At 69.0% G+C, this 16,158-nt stretch carries 18 protein-coding genes and 1 pseudogene; 14 read left to right on the top strand and 5 right to left on the bottom strand.

Annotated features, from left to right (window positions below):
* Positions 1-28 precede the first annotated feature (28 nt).
* Positions 29-757, top strand: coding sequence for a GntR family transcriptional regulator (locus tag AWQ68_RS29730; protein WP_084464541.1), 729 nt, complete (start codon positions 29-31; stop codon positions 755-757).
* A 283-nt stretch (positions 758-1,040) separates the two neighbouring features.
* Here AWQ68_RS29730 and AWQ68_RS29725 read toward each other — a convergent pair whose 3' ends face one another.
* Positions 1,041-1,490, bottom strand: a complete 450-nt coding sequence (locus tag AWQ68_RS29725) for an Lrp/AsnC family transcriptional regulator (protein WP_281217780.1) — start codon at positions 1,488-1,490, stop codon at positions 1,041-1,043.
* A 573-nt stretch (positions 1,491-2,063) separates the two neighbouring features.
* On the opposite strand from AWQ68_RS29725, the gene AWQ68_RS29715 reads away from it, so the two are divergent.
* The 11 genes from AWQ68_RS29715 (at position 2,064) to AWQ68_RS29665 (ending at position 12,422) form a co-directional block, all read left to right on the top strand.
* The gene (locus AWQ68_RS29715) at positions 2,064-2,738 is read left to right on the top strand and encodes a GntR family transcriptional regulator (RefSeq protein WP_084464540.1); all 675 of its coding nucleotides are present in this window, start codon (positions 2,064-2,066) and stop codon (positions 2,736-2,738) included.
* A gap of 221 nt (positions 2,739-2,959) precedes the next feature.
* On the top strand, positions 2,960-4,078 hold the full coding sequence (locus tag AWQ68_RS29710; protein WP_245656201.1) for a CaiB/BaiF CoA transferase family protein: 1,119 nt from the start codon (positions 2,960-2,962) through the stop codon (positions 4,076-4,078).
* Positions 4,075-4,926, top strand: a complete 852-nt coding sequence (locus AWQ68_RS29705; protein ID WP_066946529.1) for an HpcH/HpaI aldolase/citrate lyase family protein — start codon at positions 4,075-4,077, stop codon at positions 4,924-4,926. The genes AWQ68_RS29710 and AWQ68_RS29705 overlap by 4 nt, the downstream gene beginning before the upstream one ends.
* A 5-nt stretch (positions 4,927-4,931) precedes the next feature.
* Positions 4,932-5,747, top strand: coding sequence for an ABC transporter ATP-binding protein (locus AWQ68_RS29700; protein ID WP_084464561.1), 816 nt, complete (start codon positions 4,932-4,934; stop codon positions 5,745-5,747).
* Positions 5,744-6,583 (top strand): ABC transporter permease, encoded by an 840-nt coding sequence (locus AWQ68_RS29695; protein ID WP_084464539.1) that lies wholly within the window; start codon positions 5,744-5,746, stop codon positions 6,581-6,583. Before AWQ68_RS29700 ends, AWQ68_RS29695 begins: the two co-directional genes overlap by 4 nt.
* 34 nt (positions 6,584-6,617) lie before the next feature.
* Positions 6,618-7,646: an ABC transporter substrate-binding protein gene (locus AWQ68_RS29690; protein WP_066946527.1), complete on the top strand. Its 1,029-nt coding sequence runs from the start codon at positions 6,618-6,620 to the stop codon at positions 7,644-7,646.
* Positions 7,643-8,473, top strand: a complete 831-nt coding sequence (locus AWQ68_RS29685; RefSeq protein ID WP_066946524.1) for a cyclase family protein — start codon at positions 7,643-7,645, stop codon at positions 8,471-8,473. The genes AWQ68_RS29690 and AWQ68_RS29685 overlap by 4 nt, the downstream gene beginning before the upstream one ends.
* Entirely contained in the window at positions 8,470-9,873 is a 1,404-nt protein-coding gene (locus AWQ68_RS29680) for an MmgE/PrpD family protein (RefSeq protein WP_066946523.1), read from the top strand. Before AWQ68_RS29685 ends, AWQ68_RS29680 begins: the two co-directional genes overlap by 4 nt.
* A 133-nt stretch (positions 9,874-10,006) precedes the next feature.
* Positions 10,007-10,447: a MarR family winged helix-turn-helix transcriptional regulator gene (locus AWQ68_RS29675; protein WP_066946520.1), complete on the top strand. Its 441-nt coding sequence runs from the start codon at positions 10,007-10,009 to the stop codon at positions 10,445-10,447.
* Entirely contained in the window at positions 10,444-11,841 is a 1,398-nt protein-coding gene (locus AWQ68_RS29670; protein ID WP_066946517.1) for an MFS transporter, read from the top strand. Before AWQ68_RS29675 ends, AWQ68_RS29670 begins: the two co-directional genes overlap by 4 nt.
* Positions 11,838-12,422, top strand: coding sequence for a hydrolase (locus AWQ68_RS29665; protein ID WP_066946514.1), 585 nt, complete (start codon positions 11,838-11,840; stop codon positions 12,420-12,422). Before AWQ68_RS29670 ends, AWQ68_RS29665 begins: the two co-directional genes overlap by 4 nt.
* A gap of 1,327 nt (positions 12,423-13,749) precedes the next feature.
* Here AWQ68_RS29665 and AWQ68_RS46465 read toward each other — a convergent pair.
* Positions 13,750-13,938, bottom strand: a pseudogene (locus AWQ68_RS46465) (hypothetical protein); the annotation flags it as partial.
* Positions 13,939-14,069: 131 nt separating this feature from the next.
* Here AWQ68_RS46465 and AWQ68_RS29660 point away from each other — a divergent pair.
* On the top strand, positions 14,070-14,300 hold the full coding sequence (locus AWQ68_RS29660) for a DUF4158 domain-containing protein (protein ID WP_066946512.1): 231 nt from the start codon (positions 14,070-14,072) through the stop codon (positions 14,298-14,300).
* A gap of 70 nt (positions 14,301-14,370) precedes the next feature.
* Here the strand turns inward: AWQ68_RS29660 and AWQ68_RS29655 are convergent, their stop codons facing one another.
* Entirely contained in the window at positions 14,371-14,571 is a 201-nt protein-coding gene (locus tag AWQ68_RS29655) for a hypothetical protein (RefSeq protein ID WP_157545880.1), read from the bottom strand.
* 176 nt (positions 14,572-14,747) lie between these two features.
* Positions 14,748-15,470 carry a TetR/AcrR family transcriptional regulator gene (locus AWQ68_RS29650; protein ID WP_245656199.1) on the bottom strand — a complete coding sequence of 241 codons (723 nt, stop codon included), beginning with the start codon at positions 15,468-15,470 and terminating at the stop codon, positions 14,748-14,750.
* A gap of 77 nt (positions 15,471-15,547) precedes the next feature.
* Here AWQ68_RS29650 and AWQ68_RS29645 point away from each other — a divergent pair, with 77 nt between their 5' ends.
* Positions 15,548-15,901, top strand: coding sequence for a DUF1330 domain-containing protein (locus AWQ68_RS29645; protein ID WP_066946505.1), 354 nt, complete (start codon positions 15,548-15,550; stop codon positions 15,899-15,901).
* Here the strand turns inward: AWQ68_RS29645 and AWQ68_RS29640 are convergent.
* On the bottom strand, positions 15,885-16,158 hold a 274-nt coding region (locus AWQ68_RS29640), incomplete at its 5' end, for a transposase (protein WP_157545879.1). The two genes, AWQ68_RS29645 and AWQ68_RS29640, sit on opposite strands and share 17 nt — an antisense overlap.

The raw sequence follows: 16,158 nt of genomic DNA, 5'->3' as shown, positions 1-16,158 counted from the left end.
CGGGCTGACTCTCATCGGAAGGCTTCCAATGGCGCGTCGCAAGGGTTCCACGAACGTCGGCAACGCCCTGCGTGACCGGCTGGTCGCCACCGACCAGTCCTTCGCCAGCGTCAAGCCGCCGGTCAGCCGAGCGGAGTACGTGCAGTCCGTGTTGAAGGCGGAAATTCTCAGCGGTGCGTTGCCGCCGGGCACGCCGATACTCCAGGAGGAGATCAGCGCCCGTCTCGGCGTCTCAGTCACCCCTGTGCGCGAGGCGCTGCGCAAGCTGGAGAGCCTCGGGCTGCTCGTCTACAAGACCCACGGCGGCGCCACCGTTGTCGAGCTCAGCCAGAACGAGATCGAGGAGCTCTACGCGCTGCGGGCCACGGTCGAGGGACTGGCGGCCAGGCTCGCGGCCGACAGCATCACCGACGCCGAGTTCGACCGGCTGCGCGGCATCCACCAGCAGATGAAGGACGCCCACGCGGCGCACGACGCGCAGGCGCTGGCCGCCAAGAGCCGCCTGTTCCACTCGGCCGTGGCCGAGGCGGGCGGGCGCACGATCATCGCCAGGCATCTGGGGCTGATCTGGGAGGGGCACCCCATCCCGCTCAACCAGTCGGTGTGGTCGGACCCGGCAGTCGCCACAGAGGCGATCGAATACCACGAACAGATCATCCGGGCCCTGGAGGAGCGCGACAAGGGCCTCGCGGAGCGGCTCATGCGCGAGCACGTCGAGCTGGCGGTGTCGCATCGCCTCGCCAACTCCGCCCGCTGACCGCCTCCACCCGAGGGCTCCCCGGGCCGTACGGGTCTTGTACGCCTCGCGCCGGGCTCCGCCGTACTTGCGGGTGCCGAATATTCATTCGTGCAGGTCGTAGACATGATGGGCGAACCTGCCCCGGGCGGGTGTCTCGAGCGCCGCGCCAGTGAACGGCATGGCGATCGGTCGTGTTGCCGCGCTTGGTCTGGCTCACGGTGACGAACATCGTCTCGCTCCTGCACAGTCTGGGAGATTGTCAAGGACCACGGGATGGACCCGGACACCCGGGCGTGGCCGATCAGGGCGCCGCCGGAGTGATCGCGCCGACGCGTTCGACCGTCCGGAGGATCGGCGCGGTTTCCATCGCTCGGATGCCGGGGAGGCCGCCTACCTGGTCGGCGATGTAGTCGTAGAGGGCATACACGTCCGAGGCCACCACAGAGCCCAGGAGGTTGGTCGGGCCGGTGGTGGCGGCGGCGAAGGAGATCTCGGGGTGCCGTTCGAGCGCATGTCCGGCCGCGGCCAGCTGGGACGGTTCAACGGAGATCCACAGCAGGGCGGTTCCGGTGTAGCCGAGCAGCCGGGTGTCGACGTCGAGATCGAAGTACAGGGTCCCGGCTGAGCGCAGGGCCGTGATCCTTCGGCGGACCGTGGTCTCGTTCCAACCGGTGGCCCTGGCCAGCTGCGCGTGGCTGGCGCGGCCGTCGTGCGCCAACTCGGCCGCGAGGATGCGGTCGCCGTCGTCCAGGGCGACCGGGGTGGAGTGGCGGGCCGAGTGCCGGAGCAGGCACGGCGAGCCTGAGGATGCCGTCTACTGCACTGATGTCGTCCAGTACGAGTGCTCCGATCCGGTATCGGTGGCGCGGTACGAGTCTCGGTACTACGGCCCCCGTGCTCACTTGGAGGTCGTGATCATTCCTGCCACAGGACACGACCCGGCGCTGTCCACAACCGCACCCCTCGTCGATCGCGTCATGATCGGCTGGGCTCGTCGAGTGGTGGCCGACGGGTGAGAAGCCCTCACGATCAGTTTCCGGGCAGGGCATCGGACTCCACGCCTGGGCTGACAGTCGGTGCGCCGTCGGTCAGTTCGGCCTCCGCATAGCGCCGCGCCATCGCAGGTTCGGGGGCGGTCCCGAAGGGCAGGCGGCCTCGATCGTGCAGGGTGGTGTCCTCGCGGAACTCAGCACGCCAAGACGGGCGCGCCATTCACGCGGGGTAAGGCCCCACTGGTCGCGGAAGCAGCGGGCCACGTAGCCGACGTCGCCCCATCCGGCCGCGCGCGCCTCGAGCGGACCGACTCTCGGCGAGGAAGGCGTGGATGGCGCGTCGGAAGGTCTCCACGAACCACAGCGGCGCGGTCCGCGGGGCTCGGCCCGAAGCGGACCAGACGTTCGCCGCTGTCCAGCCGCCGCTCAGCCGGGCGGACTGCGTGCAGTCCGTCCTGCGTGAAGAGATCCTCAGCGGTGCCCTGCCGCCGGGTACGCCGATTCTTCAGGATGAGGTCAGCAACCGGCTCGGCGTATCGGTGACGCCTGTCCGCGAGGCGTTGCGCAGGCTCGAGAGCCTCGGACTGATCGATTACAAGATCCACGGCGGTGCGACCGTGGTCCAGCTCAGCCAGAGCGAGATCGAGGAGCTCTACGCCCTGCGCGACACTGTGGAGGGCCTGGCGGCCGGGCTCGCCGCCGAGGACATCGACGAGAAGGCGCTGGATCGGCTGCGCGCGATCCACCAGGAGATGAAGGATGTCCTGCTGGTGCACGACGCGCAGGCCCTGGCGTCCGCGAGCCGCCGGTTCCACGCGGCCGTCGCCGAGGTCGGCGGTCGCAGGAGCGTCGTCCGCCATCTCGGCCTGATCTGGGAAGAGCCCCCCGCGGCGACCTCGGGGTCGGACCACATGGACTGCGCGAGCGGGATCGGGTGGCGATCGAGTTCCACGAGCGGATCCTCCAGGCGCTGGAATCCAGTGACAGCGTCACCGCCGAGAGGTTGATGCGTGAGCACGTCGAACTGGCGGTGTCGCACCGCCTGACGGCGGGGGCTTCGGCGAGATCGACGTTCTAGCACGTCGTCGCCTTCCGCGGGGGGCCGCGTAACGCGTTCTTAACCTTGACCCCTGGGAGAAATAACATATATCTTATTTGCATGTTTCCTCCAGCGGCTCTCAAGGTTGTAGACGCGGCCACCCTGTTCGCAGGTCCTCTGGCGGCCGGCATGCTCGGCGATTTCGGCGCCGATGTGATCAAGATCGAACATCCCCTGCGCGGAGATCCCAGCCGCGGGCACGGGCCCCTCAAGGACGGCGTGAGCCTGACGTGGAAGCAGCTGGGACGCAACAAGCGTGCCGCGGCCATCGACCTGTCGACCGCGCAGGGCCAGGAGGCGATGCGACGGATCCTGGCCGACGCCGACGTGCTGATCGAGAACTTCCGTCCCGGGACCCTCGAACGGTGGAACCTTGGCCCGGATACCCTGCTCGACCTCAACCCGCGCCTGGTCATCGCCCGCGTCACGGGCTTCGGCCAGATGGGGCCGCGCGCCCATGAGCCGGGTTTCGGGACGCTCGCCGAGGCCATGAGCGGTTTCGCCGCGATGACGGGCCAGCCCGACGGCCCGCCGACTCTACCTCCGCTGGCGCTGGCCGACGGCATCGCCGGTCTCGCCACGGGTTTCGCCATCATGCTTGCGATCGCGCACCGTGCGGAGACAGGGCGCGGGCAGATCGTCGACACCGCGATCATCGAGCCGATCCTGACGCTGCTGGGCCCCCAGATCACGTTCTACGAGGCGTTGGGAATCGTCCCGCGGCGCCACGGCAACCGCTCGGACAAGAACGCGCCGCGCAACATTTACCGTAGCCGCGACGGCAGGTGGCTCGCGGTGTCCACGAGCGCCCAGTCCATCGCCGAGCGTGTCGTCACATTGGTCGGACGGTCTGATCTCGTCGCCCAGGAGTGGTTCCGCAGCGGGCATGGCCGGGTCCAGCACGTGGACGAGCTCGACGAGGCGGTGGGCTCCTGGATCGCCGGTCGAGACGCCAAGGAGGTCGTCGACGCGTTCGTCGAGGCGGAGGCCGCCATCACGCCTGTCTACGACATCAGCGACATCGTGCGGGACCCGCAGTACGAGGCGTTGGGCACCATCGTGCGGATGCCCGACCCGGATCTCGGCATGGTGGCCATGCAGAACGTGATGTTCCGGCTGTCTGAGACGCCGGGTGCGGTGCGCTGGGCGGGTCGCCCGCTGGGCGCGGACACCGACGAGGTGCTCCGCGAAGCGGGGTTCGAAGCCGAGGAGATCGCCGGCATGCGCACGGCGGGAGTGATCCGATGACGTTGCTCACCTGGCTGTACGCGCCGGCGGATCGCCCCGAGATCGTCGCCAAGGCCTTGGCCGCCGGGGCGGACGCGGTGGTGGTGGACCTGCAGGACGCCGTCGCCGCGGACCGCAAGGACACCGCCCGCGGCAACCTCGTCGAGCACCTCGCGGCCTGGTCCGAACGGGCGGGCGCGCGCGGCGTCGAGCTCCACGTCCGCGTCAACGAGATCAGCGGCGACCAGGGCGTACGCGATCTCGCGGTCCTGCGCTCACTCGACGGAATCGACGTCATCCGCGTGCCGAGGGTCGAGCAGCCCAGTGATCTCGATCCCGTACGCGAAGCCTGGGGCGACCGGGACCTGCGGCTGCATCCGCTGATAGAGACGGCTCGCGGGCTGCGGCACGCGTTCGAGATCGCCGCCGCACCGGATGCCGCGGCGATCTCGCTCGGTGAGGGCGATCTGTCGGTCGATCTCGGAGTGGCGGATGAGGAGGGCCTCGCCTGGGCTCGCAGCCGACTGGTCGTGGCCGCCGCGGCGGCCGGGTTGCCGGCGCCGTCGATGTCGGTCTTCGGCGATCTGTCCGACGCGAGGGGCTTGGCTGACTCCTGCGCGCTCGGCCGCCGCCTCGGCATGCGGGGGAGAGCGGCCATCCACCCGCGCCAGCTCCCAGCCATCGTCGAGGCGTTCACCCCCAGCGCGCGCGAGATAGCGCTCGCCGAGCAGGTGATCGGCGCGGCGGCGCGGTCCGGTGGGGCACAACGGCTCGCAGACGGCCGATTCGTCGACGCGCCGGTCGTCCGCGCCGCGCGGCGGGTTCTCTCCAGCCGCCGAGACCGGCACGAGAAGGAGGAGACGACGTGAACGTCATGGCCGCCGGGGCCGACTCCGAGCAACGAACCGATCACCCGCTGATCGAGTTCGACCACGTCGGCATGATCTACCAGGGTGCCCGGCAGTCTTTCGTCGCCGTCGACGACCTCGCCGTCGCGGTGCCGCGTGGCCAGTTCTGCTGCGTCGTCGGCCCGAGCGGTTGCGGCAAGTCCACCCTCCTCAACATGGTGGCCGGCCTCCTCGAACCGAGCCGGGGGACGGTCCGCTACGAGGGCGAACCGGTACAGGGGCCCAACACGCGGGTCGGCTACGTCACGCAGAAGGACAACTTGCTGCCCTGGCGATCGGTTCGGCGCAACGTCGGGCTGCCCCTGGAGCTGCGGGGGATGGGCAAGCGGGAGCGTGCCGAGCGCGTCGACCAGATGCTCGATCTGGTGGGGCTGGCCGGCTTCGGGGACGCGTACCCGCGTGAGTTGTCCGGCGGCATGCGCAAGCGGGTCACGCTGGCGCGCACGCTTGTGTACGAGCCGGAGGTCATCCTGGCCGACGAACCGTTCGGCGCGCTGGACAGCCAGTTGAGAACGGTGCTGCAGGACCAACTGGTCCGGATATGGGAACGGACGAGGGCCACCGTTGTCTTCATCACCCACGACCTCGGAGAGGCCGTCGCCTTGGGCGACCGCGTCGTGGTGATGAGCAGCCGGCCCAGTCGGGTGGTTCTCGACCGCACCATTGACATCCCCCGGCCCCGGGACATCTTCTCGGTACGGTTCGACCCGCGTTTCGCCGCGCTGCACGAGGAGCTGTGGGCGGCGTTGAGCCCTGAGATCGAGGGGCGGAGACGAGCATGAGCGCGATCGCCGGCCCCATGGAGGCGGACGCCGCGGTGCCGGCCGAGGCATTGGAGGCGGACGGGCGAGAACGGCGTCTCCTGTCGCGTCGCTACCGGCTCGTGGTGATCACGACTCGGGTGCTGCTCGTGGCCGCCGTACTCGGCTTCTGGCAAGCGGGCTCGGGGACGATCATCAACCCGTTCTGGGTGTCCTCCCCGTCCCGGATCGTGGCGCGGCTCGCCACCTGGATCGGCGACGGGACGTTGTGGGCGAACACCGTCGCCACCCTCACGGCGATGGCTCTCGGCTTCACACTCGGCTCCCTCGCGGGGGTCATCGTCGGGTTCACCCTCGGCCGCGTGCGGTTCCTCGCCGACGTGCTCACCCCGTTCGTCATCGCGGTCAACAGCCTGCCGAAGCTCGCGCTAGCCCCGCTGTTCATCCTGTGGTTCGGCATCGGGCTCCAGGGCAAGGTGGTGATGACCTCCCTGGTCTGCTTCTTCCTGGTCTTCTACAACACGTTCGCCGGCGCTCGGGACACCGACGACGAACTGCTCGGCGTGGTGAGCCTGATGGGCGCCGGCCGCCGGGATCGGCTCATCAAGGTGATCATCCCTTCGTCGGCGACCTGGATCTTCACCGGTCTCCGGCTCGCCGTGCCGTACTCGCTGGTCGGCGCGGTCGTCTCCGAGATCACCGCGTCCAGCGAGGGCCTCGGCCACCTCCTGAAGACCTCGGCCAACACCTTCGACACCGCGGGCTCCTTCGCCGCGATTGTCGTTCTCGTCGTCGTCGCGCTCGTCATCAATATCGCCGTCTCCAAAGCAGAGGGGCTCATCTCCCGCTGGAAGTAGCGCTCCGCTCCACCCCCCACATCACGGAGTCCAGATGAACCGCACACTCGCGTCCCTGCTCGCCGGATCCCTTCTCGTCACCGTCTCGACCGCCTGCGGCGACACCGCCGCGGACGCCGTCTCCACCTGCCACGGCCAGACCCTCAACATCGGTGCCTCCACCGCCGCCAATCTCCAGTACTCAGCGGCGTACGTAGCGGACAAGAAGGGATACCTGAAGGAAGAGAAGATCAACGCCAAGACGGTCGAGCTGGGCGGCGGGTCCGAGACCCTCCAAGCGCTGGCCGGCGGCAGCATCGACGCGGCCGCCACGACGTTCGCGGCGGTCGTCACCGCGGTGAACAAAGGCGCGCCGCTGGTGGCCATCGCCTCCACAGCGAACAGGAACACCGCCGACATCGGCATCAGGAGTGACAAGGCGCCCGCCGCCGGCGCCGATCTCGAGACCGCCATCCGCGCTTTGAAGGGGCTACGCGTCGCGGTCACCTCACCGGGTTCGGGGTCGGACCAGACGTTGCGTTACCTCGTGAAGTCGTCCGGCCTCGACCCGGACAAGGACCTGAGCATCGTGGCCACCGGTGGAGCCAGCGAGACCGTCGCGGCCTTCGCCCGCGGGTCGGTCGACGCGTTCGTCATCGGCCCCCCGGCCTCCTACATCGCCGCCGAGCAGGGCGACGGCGAGGTCGCGCTCAAGCTCGCTTCGGGTGTCGCACCGAGCCTGGACAATCTGCTCTACGGGACCATCGTCACCAGCGAGCGCACCCTCGCGGAGAAGAGGAACCCCTTACGCTGCTACGTCCGCGCGATCGACAAGGCCGTGCGATACATCCACGATCATCCCGCCGAGGCGGGAGACCTGCTCCGGCCCCAGTTCGAAGGCCAGATGAGCGACCGGCAGTTCGCCTTGTCCTGGACGTCGATCGTGCAGTCCACACCGGCCTCGGCCGCCATAGTGCCGGCGGAGGCGCTGAAGGCGGCGAAGTTCGTCGAGGTCGTCACCGGCGCTGGGCGGATCGACGCGGAGAAGGCGTACGACACCACGTTCACGAAGGACCTCACATGACCACGGAACCGACCCCTACACTCGCCACGGCTCTCACCTGGCTGGGCGCCGCTCGGGTGATCGAGCTCGGGCATCGTCTCGAAGACGGCATGCCATGCTCGCCCAGCCATCCCGGCTTCAAGATGAGCCTCCTTCGCCGCCACGGCGACCGCGTCAACGCCGAAGGCGGGTCCGGCGCGAACGAGCTCATCGTCACCGGCGGGCACGTCGGCACGCATGTGGACGCCCTGTGTCACGCCGCGTCCGACGGGCTCATGTACGACGGCGTGGACGCTCACTCCGCGAGCGTGGGCGGACGTTTCACGGTGTACGGCGTGGAGACCGTCGCGCCGTTCGTGAGCCGTGCCGTCCTGGCGGACATCCCGGCCCTGCTCGGCGTGGGACGGCTGGAGCCCGCGTTCGGCATAACCGGTCGGCACCTCGCCGACGCCCTGGCCGGCGTCACGGTCAACGAGGGAGAAGTGGTGCTCGTCCGCACCGGCTGGCCTCAGCTGTACGACAACCCCGTCGCCTACGTCGGCACCGAGACCGGCGTTCCGGGCATCACGGCCGACGCCGCCGTTTATCTGGCCGACCTCGGTGTGCGAGCCGTCTGCACGGACACGATCGCGTCGGACCGGCTACTGCCCGGCCGAGGACACGCATCGCTGCCCGCGCACAAGGTGCTGCTCGTCGACCGCGGCGTCCACATCATGGAAGTACTCGACTTCGAGGAGCTCGCGACCACCGGCGCGAGGGAGATGCTGTTCCTCGCGCTGCCCCTACGGATCACCGGGGCGACCGGCTCACCGATCCGGCCGATCGCACTTGTGGGTGAGACGAGATGACGAGCCTGTCACACGACCTCGCGGTCTGGGCGCACGAGGCGTGGAGCGGCGGGCGGCCGGCCGACGTCGACGAGGCCGCCCGATTCCACGTGATCGACACCGTCGCCGTCGCGATCGCCGGCGCAGGCGATCCGGCCACCCGGTCGATGGCCGCCGCCGTGAATGACTCCGACGACGCGCTTGAGCAGGCGCTCATCCTGGGCACCGCCGCCCACGCCCTCGACTACGACAACGCGCAGGCGCCGTCGCTGGTGCACCCGAGCTGTGTCGTCGTACCGGCGATGCTCGCGGCCGGGGCTCAGCGTGACCTGACGATCGATCAGGTCGTACGTGCCGTCGCCGTCGCCGAGGAGGTCAGCCTGTGGCTCGGCGAGTCGGCCGTCCGCAACAGGGACTCCAGCCTGTTCGAGCGAGGCTTTCATCCCACGGCGGTCTGCTGTCCGATCGGCGCCGCCACCGGCGTCGCTCTTCTGAACGGGCTGGACGTCCACCAGACCGCGCACGCGATTGGCGCCGCCGCGTCGATGTCCGGGGGCATTCTCGAAGGCAACCGTACCGGTGGCCAGATCAAGCCGATGCACGCGGGCTTCGCCGCCAGGGCAGGAGTGTTCGCCGCCGGGCTGGCCGTGGCCGGGGCGACGGCGGCGCCGACCGCGCTGGAGGGCAGATTCGGCTTCGCACACGCCTTCTTGGACGGTGCGGAGCTTCAGGTGGCCGACCTGCCCGTAGATCAACGAACCTGGCGGGTTACGACCGTCACCACCAAGCCCTATCCCGTGAACGGGTTCATCCATTCCGCCGTCGACGCCGCGCTCGAGCTACGTCACCAGGGATTCACACTCGAGCCCGGAGCCACCTTGACGATCGGCGTCGCCGAGCCGGTCCTGCGAACCATCGCCGAGCCCCGAGCGGACAAGGTGCGTCCCGCGACCGCCTATGCCGCACGGTTCTCCGGCCCTGTCGTCGTCGCTCTCGCCCTGCGCGGCGGGACGGGCCTCGGCGTTGGCTTGAACGACTTTCCCGCCTCGCTGCCGGACGACACCGATCTGCTCGAAGCGGCCGCGAGAGTCGAATTCCGGGCGGACCCGCGCTGCACCGAGGTATTCCCGGCAGCCGTCTCCGCCGCGGCGCAGGCGGTCGGCGTGGACGGAAGGTCGTACAGTGCCGTAGTCGACCACGCCCTCGGCAGCCCGCGGCGACCCCTTACCAGAGATCAGCAGTGGCAGAAGTTCGACGACTGCGTCGCCCCCGCGCTGGGCTCCACTTCGGCAAGAGCGTTGTGGGATTCCCTGGCCCGCGCGAGGTCGTCCGCTCGCTGTGCCGACGTGGTGAACGAGGTTCGACGGGCAGTCGGTCGCGTCGTCCGCCAAGCGGGTCGGGAGGACGGGAGTAGCGGCTGATACGGCCTGCGAACAAGGAGTACGGCCGTGGAGTGACGGTTCGTTGGGCTTCATCGCAGGCGAGGAAATTGACAGTCTGTACTGTTCAGTTTAAATTGAACAGTACAGACTGCATTTTTTTGGAGGGTGACCGATGAGCGAGCAGGTCTCGGAGTCGGCGATGCAGGCCGCGAGCGACGCCTGGGTGGCCTTCAGCCGGCTGAAGCGACGCCTGGGGGAGCTGGCCGTCTCGGGCGACCTCAGCCCGGGGCAGGCGTCCGTGCTGGCCCGGTTGGCCAAGCACGGTCCGGCGTCGGCCAGCGAGCTGGCGGCCGCCGAGCGGGTGCGGCCCCAGTCGATGGCGACGATCGTCGCCGCGTTGGAGCGGGCGGGCATGGTAGAGCGGAACCCCGATCCCGACGACGGCCGCCGGCTGCTGGTGACGCTAACCGAGCTCGGGCGGGAGCGTCGTCTGGACGACCGGCGGGCCCGTGAGCTGTGGCTGGCCCGGGCGCTGCAGGAACGGTGCACACCCGCGCAGCTCCGTACCATCACCGAGGCGATGGCGCTGCTGGATGACGTTGCGCAGTCATGACCCGGGCGCCGGTGTCCGCGCCCGCCCCCGGCCGCGAGGCGGGCGGCGGGTTCGACCGGAAGCTGGTCGCGCCGATGATCCTCGGGTCGATCCTCAACCCGATCAACTCCTCGATGCTGGCGGTGGCGCTGGTCCCGATCGGCCGCTGGTTTCATGTCTCACCCGCGCAGACGGTCTGGCTGGTATCCGGGCTGTACCTGGCAACTGCCGTCGGGCAGCCGGTCATCGGGCGGCTGGTCGACACCTTCGGGCCGCGCCTGCTGTATCTGTGGGGAACGGCGTTAGTGGGGATCGCCGGGCTGACGGGTCTGTTGGCCCCCAACCTGGACGTGCTGGTGGCCTCCCGGGTGCTGCTCGGGCTGGGCACGTCCGCCGCCTATCCGGCGTCAATGTTCCTCCTGTACGCCGAGTCCGAGCGCACCGGACTGCGCAGCCCGAGCGGCGTCCTCGCCGCGCTGTCGATCTCCAACCAGGTCAGCGCCGTGCTCGGGCCGACGCTCGGCGGCCTGCTGATCGGGGCGGGCGGCTGGCACGCCGTCTTCGCCATCAACGCGCCGCTGTCGGCGGCCTGCCTGGTGCTCGGTGCCCGTCGGCTGCCCCGCGGGCGCGGGGCCGAGCCCGGTCGGCGGCTGGACGTAGCGGGCATGGCGGTGTTCGCCTGCATGTTGACCTCCTTCATGCTGTTCCTGACGAACCCGGCAACAGACCGCTGGTACCTGCCGCTGATCGCCGTGGCGGCCGGTGCCGCGTTCACCGTGCGGGAACTACGCACCCCCGAGCCCTTCCTCGACCTGCGCGTGCTGCGCGGCAACCTCCCGCTGCTGGCCACCTACGGGCGCCAGCTCCTGGCCTACACGACCGCGTACGCCTTCCTCTACGGCTTCACCCAGTGGCTCCAGGACGGCCGTTCGCTCGACGCCTCGGCCGCCGGCCTCCTGCTGCTGCCGATGTCGGCGGCGGCCATCGCGGTGACCGGCCTCACCGGCCGCCGCGCCGACGTCCGCGGCAAGCTGCTGATCGGATCCGTCGTGCAGATCGCCGCCTGCGTCGCCCTGCTGCTCGTCGACGCGCACAGCCCCATCTGGGTGCTGGCCCTCATCGGCGCAGTCGTCGGCGTTCCGCAGGGCCTCAACGGCCTGGCCAACCAGAACGCCCTCTACGCCCAGGCCGACCCCACCCGGATGGGCTCCTCAGCCGGACTGCTGCGCACCTTCATGTACCTCGGCGCACTGATCGCCTCGGCCGCCAACGCCGCGTTCTACCGCCACGGCGCCACCACTGGCGGGCTGCACCGGCTCAGCTGGCTCCTGCTCGGCATCGCGATGCTGTTCCTCGCCGTCACCGTCGCCGACCGGTCACTCCGCCGCATCTCATCACGAAAGGAAACGCCATGACCGTCACCTCGCTGGACACCGAGACCGCGCTGGTCGTCATAGACCTGCAGAACGGATTTCTCGCCGCCCCCGGCAGCCCGCACGCCACCACCGACGTGCTGGCCCGCACCGCCAAGCTGGCCGACGCCTTCCGTGCCCACGGCCTGCCTGTCGTCCTGGTGCGCGTCACGACCGCGCCGGACGGCTCCGACGCCGTCCCAGGGCGCACCGAGGTGCCGCGCCGTACGCAGACACCGCCCGCCGGATGGGACGAGGTCGCCCCGGAGCTGGCCGGGCACCCGCAGGACATACTCGTGACCAAACGCAACTGGTCCGCCTTCTATGGCACCGACCTGGACCTGCGGTTGCGCCGCCGCGGCGTCTCCCAGATCGTCCTGGCCGGCATCGCCACCAGCATCGGCGTCGAGTCCACCGCTCGCGCCGCGTACGAACACGGCTACCACGTCACCCTGGCCGCCGACGCCATGACCGACGTCGATGCCGACGCCCACCGGCACAGCATCGAAAGGATCTTCCCACGCCTGGGGGAGACCGGCACCACCGCCGACATCCTCGCGCTGCTGCCCACGACCCGCGCCTGAACGCATGGGCCAACCGGCCCGGCCCTCACACCCAGGGGCCAGGATCGGGGGTCGTGCGACCCCTGACGATCATGCGGAACCGCGGGAGCGTGCCGGGATCCGCACGCTGGTGATGCCCGTCAATATCCGCCATCGATCGGTCGGGAGGCCGTTTCCCCGCGTTCATCTCGGGCTTTCCGCTGCTTGAGGTCCCCGTGCAGGCGGGCTTCGAGGATTGATCCCCGGAAGGTCCGGTGGTCGCAGGCGCCGGTCTTGTGATCGTCGGTTGAGATGGCAGTGGCACCCGGGGTCGCACTGACCTACAAACGCTGTCGCAACTCACCTGCAGAGCCACGCAGTCGGGAGGACGCTCGCTTCCGTGCAGGCTCAGGTGACGGGCCACCACGCTGTAGACGCTGACGAGCAAAGCGGTGGCTGGGCTGAGTGACAAATTGAGTGACAACGCATGCGGACGGCTGAGGACGCCGACGGACTGTCAAGGATCGTTTTCCCAGTTCAGACTCGCTTTGGTGCCGTCTGGGCAGACGGGTTGGGTTGCCTGGGGGTCAAGGGGTCGCAGGTTCAAATCCTGTCGTCCCGACCGCGTTTTCGCAGGTCGGAGCCACGTGATCGGATTTCGTGGCTTTTCTGTTGTGTCACCCAGGTGTCACCGAGACTCGCCCTCTCGCAGGGTGCCGTTCGGTGACGGATCTCTGCCCGGCGTGTCACCGCATTCGCCGGTTCACGAACCGGGGTTGGATGTCGTGTTCAAACGCCGTCGAAAATCTACGAAGTAAAGGCGGTCGGTCGAAGCCTGTTTTGACCGCCTTCTTGCCTAGCTGAAGCTGTCGGCGGTCTGCCCGTAGAGCTGTAGGGGCCAAAACTCGGCCACCCTACGCGACCTGCGGATACTCGTGGATCAGCCCGCCGAGGCGATCGCGGCGGGTGCGGACGGGGCTGGAACTGTGGCAGTTTCACGGGCCTTCCACGCGCCGCTCCCTGCCCGAGGACTGGGAGCGGCTCTACCTGCACTGGTCATGCGGCCCTACGAACGGCTGACCGTGCGCGGGCTGCCCGTCCGCCGGATCACTGACGTGCGTCTCCTGGGCGCGGACGGAGGCTCGCCTGGTCGGTGCTGCCCTGGCTCAAGGAGGTCCACTCCGGAACCCGAGACCCGCTCGGCGACCTGCGCGTGGAGATCCCATCCGCCCTGCTGGACCCCATGCGCAGCGTCGTCGTGGTGGACCTCAACCGAGCGGCGGTTTCTCCTTGGGGTGGTAGGAGTCGTGGATGCGGACCCAGACGTGGCGTGGGCAGGACCAGCATCCGGCGACCAGGTAGCCGACGCTTACCAGCGTGACCGGCAGTAGAGGTGGCCGAACTTCCGCATTTGCTCAGCTTGAACCTCGCCGCCGATGGGCGGTAGCCGATTCCCGGTGCAGCGCAGCGTTGAGCCGTCACTGCCGTGGTAGACCGCCACGACACCACCGTGCCAACTGCAAGCACCTCTACGCCCAATGGACGTGGATTGCGAGCTGTCTGGGGTCTGAGGAACATTGGAACCGGATCGTGCGCTAAGTGTTTGTCCTGGTGAGCATCGGTTTGACCGCCGGTGATCGCTACCGGAAGCCTTCGAGGGTCTTGTCGTAGACCTGTAGGAGGTTCAGGGTGCCGGTCGAGTTCTTGTCCGATGAGCGGGCTGCGCGGTTCGCCTCGTTTCAGGGGCCGCCTTCGCGTGCTCAGCTGGAGAAGTACTTCTTCCTGGATGACGCCGACCGTGAGGCGATCGATGCCAAGCGCAGAGATCACAATCGGCTCGGGTTCAGTGTCCAGCTTGGCGTGGTCCGGTTCTTGCGGCGGTTTCTTCCGGCCCGCGAGGAGGATCGGAACGGCCAGTAGCGACTCAGCCGTGTGGTGACTTTGACGACTGGACATCGTCGGGTTATGGCTGATCAGCGGGCCGCCGGGGTCACAGGTCGTCGCGCTCCAGCCACTGCACCGCGGCGAGGAATTGTTCCGGGGTGAGCCCGGTCGCGTTCTGTAGGTCTCCGGCCGAGACCTCGGTCCGGTTGTCCCGCCTGGCGTCTTCAAGCGCGCGAAGGAGTTTCCCGGCCCATAGTTCGGCGTCGATGTAGGGCCGGGCGGCCGCTTGGGCGTGGAGCTGCCTCATGTGATCGGCGGAGCAGGCGACCACCATCCGCCGTCCGTCCCAGGCGGGTTCGGTGGCGTGGGTCGCCGAGGAATCGGGCGCGAGCCCGTACCGGCGGTGTTCTCCCGAACGTGGCCCCAGGGCCAAAGTAGCTATGCGTAGCGAACCGTCACTCTTATGGCGTGATCAGACGTGGCTCAGCTCAGGCCCAGCGATCTGACCAGGTCGAGCATCTCGGCGCGGTGCAGGGCGGCAGGGTTGCCTGCTACGGGGTGGATGTGGCCGTCGATCTCCAGGGTGACCAGGCCGTGCATCCGGCCCCAGACGCGCAGTGCGAGGGCCGCCGCGGCGGGCGGCACGTCGGGGAGATCCTCCTGGATCTTCGCGGCGTGGTCCGGATGGAGGTCGGACCAGGAGGTGTCTTCGGGCTGGTGGTGCCGGGCATGCGGCCACGCGGTCGCCACCAGGCGGGTGAGCTCGCGGCACACACGGCGGGCCGTCTGGTCGACCGGCCCGTCCTCGGGCGGCTGGTAGCCCGGGACGGGGTGTCCGTAGAAGAGCCGGAAGCTCTCCGGATGGGCCAGTGCCCACTCTCTAAGCGCCCGGCCCCAGGCCATCAGCCTGCCACCGGGGTCGGTGTTGGGCACCGCGTTGCTGGCGGACTCCAGCGCATCCGCGAGCGAGGCGGCGATCTCGCTGATCAGTGCCGTGATCAGGTCGTCCCGGGTGGGGAAGTAGCTGTAGATCGCGCGCGCGGTCATCCCCATCTCGCGGGCGATGCCCCTCAGCGAGATCGCTCCCGGCCCGCCTTCGGCCATCTGCCGCAGCGCGATGGTCTTGATCTCCCGGCTCGTCTCCACCCGCAGCCGCTCCCGGCGGCTCATCATGCCCCCGGCGCGTTCGCCCTCATCGATGCCCACCTTGAACAGGTTACAGGGATGCGCTAGCCTTCGGCGGGCCAAAAGTACACGCCGTGTCCGAATGAAACGGAGTTTCCATGCCTGCTTACGTCATCGCCAACGTCGATGTGCTCGATGAGGAGGCCGGCTGGGCCTACGCCCCCGTTGCCCAGCGGTCGATCCTCGACCACGGCGGCCGCTACCTGGTCGCGGGACCCGTGCCCGAACCCGCCGAGGGCACTTGGGCCTCCTCCCGGCTCCTGATCATCGAGTTCCCCGACATGGACCGTGCCCGGCAGTGGTACGACTCCGCTGAGTACCGGCGGGCCAGGCAAATCCGAGACGGCAAGGCCCGCGTCGGGCTGCTCTTCGTCGAAGGCTCCCCACCCGAAGGCTTCACCCTTCCCTCCTATCTAGGGCCTGTATCGAAGTCGGTTAGAGCCATTCGTTGATCGCGGCGATGAGGATCGTGGCTTCGTAGCGCACGGCGAGTTTGTCGTATCGCGTGGCGACAGCCCGGTGGCGTTTGAGCCGGTTGATGCCACATTCGACGGCATGGCGCCGCTTGTAGATCTCAGGGTCGAAGGCAGGTGGCCGGCCGCCCTTGGACCCTTTGGCGCGGCGGTTGGCGTCCTGGTCGGCCTTGGTCGGGATGGTGGCTTTGATGCCGCGCCGCCGCAGGTAGGCGCGGTTGGCCTTGGATGTGTAG

This window comes from Microtetraspora fusca, assembly GCF_001570365.1.
In the GTDB taxonomy this organism is placed as follows: domain Bacteria; phylum Actinomycetota; class Actinomycetes; order Streptosporangiales; family Streptosporangiaceae; genus Microtetraspora; species Microtetraspora fusca.
This window is presented reverse-complemented; position numbering and strand designations above follow the sequence as displayed.